Raw genomic sequence first — 1,758 nt, forward strand, 5'->3', positions numbered from 1 at the left:
CTGAACGAATTCTTGAGTGGAAAAGAGAGGGGGTCATCAATGTTGACGGAATCGATACTTCCCATGGCTATATTGACCTTGTTCCCCTCTTTTGTTCTTTCTGATTTATGACTATAATTTAATCAGAATCAAACTTAAGATGGCTATAAGTAATTGCTTGTTCTCACCTACTTCTGAAAATCCTCGCGGATTTTCAGTTTGGTGTGTACTTGCAAAGTTAAGTGCTAAACCACGCAACTACTCATAGCCTAGACCGTTGTGTGTAATTTAAACTCAATCATATGCTACCAAAAAAAGAACTTAACATTTATCCAAAAAACGAGGAAAATATTCGAGCCATTTTGGAATTTTATTTTGGAAAATATGACTTTCCAGAAGACAATGCTACGGAATATTTAATGAGTTTTACGAGTTTGACATTAAATCAAACTGAATTCATTGCCAGAAAACTCTCGGAAAGTTGGGAAAGCGTTTTTAAGGAATTTTTACACGAAAAAACGACAATCCAAAACTTGATGAAATACGGAATTGATGGTTTTACTAAATCTGCAAACGAAATTAGCCCTAAACCAAAAAATCCACGCAGAATTAAAACATTGGAGTTTATGGAATTCGTAAAAAGTACAGAGATAGATTTTGAATATCTTGAGAAAAATAATTAAAAACGGAATGAGAAATATTTTACTTATCGGACTTACTGCATTGACATTAAGTTGTGGAAATACAACTGACAAACCGGATTACAAATCAACTCTATCAAAATTAATTGAGGGTAAAAAAATTACAAAAGTTGACTTACCTTCCGACTATATTCGTGACTGCACAGGTATTGAATTGACTGATTTAGGAATAATTACCATTCGCCAAACAGAAAATTTAGAAAGAACACAATTTATACCTTATTCAGTTATTGAAGATATAGAATTAACCCGAAGAAAGGACTCTACCGAATATGTACTTGAAATATCAGTTGTGAGATATTATGATAGAGGATATTAAAAAACTACACACAACATTGTATAAAAATAATGCGTAAGTTTATTCCTAAATCAAAAGTTAGTGCTTGTTTGCTTGCATCTGATTTTCCTTCGGAAAATCCTCACACTCAAACTACGCACTATTCTTATACGTAACCGTTGTAACACATTAAAAAAAATCTGTATTGGAATTTAAAATTTCGGAAAATATTAAAAGACTTGAGTTACACGACTCGTTAATTGATTTACTGGAAATAAATTCCGATAATATAGTTTTGACTTTTGATTGGGCAAAATTGGAAAATTATAAAGAAGAAAATCTTGGCGGATTAATTTTAGGAAAATGTAAATTGGTATTGTGCGAAATAACCAAAACAACATTTGAAATTATGACTGACGAAGAAGCCAAAATAATTGAATTTCCGAAAGATTTCCAATCGAGATTTGAAATTATTGGCGAGAACGAAAGCAAAGATGATAATCATTTACGAATAGGTTCGCTTATGAATTATGATGGAAAATTAGCTTGGACAAATTGGAATCTAAACTTTAATAAATTTAGTTTTTATTGGAATTACCACGTCACTTTTAAGGAATGGAAGAATGGAACAATTGCGGAATAAAAAACGTGTTACAACAAAGAACTGAGTTAAAAAACAAGTCTTTTTAAGCCAATCTCGATATATAATTCTCATCGTAAGGTATTCCGGATTTTGCAATGGCAAATGCCTGTTTCAAAAGCTTGTTCGATACCGCTATCAATGCTAGTTTCTTGCTTTTT

3 protein-coding genes and 1 pseudogene are annotated in these 1,758 nt (G+C 31.7%); 3 read left to right on the top strand and 1 reads right to left on the bottom strand.

Translation table 11 applies throughout. The features are described from left to right. The first annotated feature begins 281 nt into the window (after positions 1 to 281). The 3 genes from GO009_RS17285 (at position 282) to GO009_RS17295 (ending at position 1,600) form a co-directional block, all read left to right on the top strand. Entirely contained in the window at positions 282 to 662 is a 381-nt protein-coding gene (locus GO009_RS17285; RefSeq protein ID WP_163627958.1) for a hypothetical protein, read from the top strand. A 7-nt stretch (positions 663 to 669) separates the two neighbouring features. Further along, positions 670 to 999, top strand: a complete 330-nt coding sequence (locus GO009_RS17290; RefSeq protein ID WP_163627959.1) for a hypothetical protein — start codon at positions 670 to 672, stop codon at positions 997 to 999. 163 nt (positions 1,000 to 1,162) lie between these two features. After that, positions 1,163 to 1,600, top strand: coding sequence for a hypothetical protein (locus tag GO009_RS17295; protein ID WP_163627960.1), 438 nt, complete (start codon positions 1,163 to 1,165; stop codon positions 1,598 to 1,600). 43 nt (positions 1,601 to 1,643) lie between these two features. Here GO009_RS17295 and GO009_RS17300 read toward each other — a convergent pair. Further along, positions 1,644 to 1,758: pseudogene (locus GO009_RS17300) on the bottom strand (IS110 family transposase); the annotation flags it as partial.

The organism is Allomuricauda sp. TY007 (assembly GCF_010468565.1).
GTDB lineage: Bacteria > Bacteroidota > Bacteroidia > Flavobacteriales > Flavobacteriaceae > Flagellimonas.

Excerpts from the sequence above, each read along its gene's own strand:
- GO009_RS17285 (WP_163627958.1), top strand. The coding sequence starts at position 282 with ATGCTACCAAAAAAAGAACTTAACATTTATCCAAAAAACGAGGAAAAT.
- GO009_RS17290 (WP_163627959.1), top strand. The coding sequence starts at position 670 with ATGAGAAATATTTTACTTATCGGACTTACTGCATTGACATTAAGTTGT.